This window comes from Rhodococcus sp. B10 (assembly GCF_011770055.1).
Taxonomy (GTDB): domain Bacteria; phylum Actinomycetota; class Actinomycetes; order Mycobacteriales; family Mycobacteriaceae; genus Rhodococcoides; species Rhodococcoides kyotonensis_B.
In genome coordinates this window covers 1-914 of the sequence record NZ_JAAFYV010000079.1, presented here as the reverse complement: position 1 = coordinate 914, position 914 = coordinate 1, and the positions used below count along the sequence as shown (strand labels likewise).

Here is a 914-nt window from a genome sequence, read left to right as displayed (position 1 = left end):
CGCGGTCTCGAGAAGTTCGGCGTCGAAACGGTCGCGAAGTTGCGAGACGACGACGCTGTACTCACCCGAGGCGCACCGCTCGACGAGTCCTGCATGGTCGAGGGAGAGCACCTCCACCTCGCCTGCTGCCTCGAGGATGTCCATTCCCGGTGCGGGAATGGGTGTCGTGACAAGAATCTTGCTCATACGACCCACTCGAATGCCTTGGCGTTGGACCGTGCACCCTGAACCGTCTTCGAGCGCATCGGTTCGCCGAGTTCGGCGAGCAGGCTTTCCGAGAGCCCAACCATGGCGGCCAGGGTCGACGGGGTGAACCAGTTCGGCCGGGTCGCGAAGAGGATGTCCTCGGTCGAGGTGTTTCCGCTTGCACCGGGGGCGAACGGGCAGCCGCCGAGTCCGCCGAGTGCGCCGTCGACGAGGGTCGCCCCGGCGGTGATCGCGGCAAGGGTGTTCGCCACTCCGAGGCCCCAGGTGTCGTGGCCGTGGAAGACGATGCGCCGTTGCGGTGACTCGGCGCCGACGCGAGAGATCAGCGAGCCGACCTGCGCGGGAACAGCTTGACCCAATGTGTCACAGATGACGATATCCGTTGCGCCTGCGGTCCGTTCGTCGTTGGCGAGGGCAAGCACGCGCTCTTCGGGGACAGGTCCGTCGAACGGGCAGGTGAACGAGGTGGCGATGCACAGTTCGATCTGCCCGCCCACCGAGACGGCGATCTCGGTGGCGTCCGGCATCGCGGCCAGGCTGACCTCTGTGGTGCGGCCGATATTGGCTTCGTTGTGCGCGCTGGAGGCCGAGAAGCAGTACTGAAAGTTACGTGCGCCTGCTGCAGCGGCCTTTTCCACGTGGCGCGGCGTCGCTACCCATACCCAGCACTGCGCGAGTTCGTCGGCAGTGAGCTCGGCGATTACCTC

Annotated in this window: 1 protein-coding gene and 1 pseudogene; both read right to left on the bottom strand. The window is 65.9% G+C overall.

Annotated features, from left to right (window positions below; genetic code table 11):
- Positions 1-186 (bottom strand): annotated as a pseudogene (locus tag RhoFasB10_RS25710) (D-glycerate dehydrogenase); the annotation flags it as partial.
- Positions 183-914 (bottom strand): hydroxymethylglutaryl-CoA lyase (locus RhoFasB10_RS25705; RefSeq protein ID WP_167679319.1); only part of this gene is annotated, 732 nt, incomplete at its 5' end. The pseudogene RhoFasB10_RS25710 and the gene RhoFasB10_RS25705, both read right to left, overlap by 4 nt.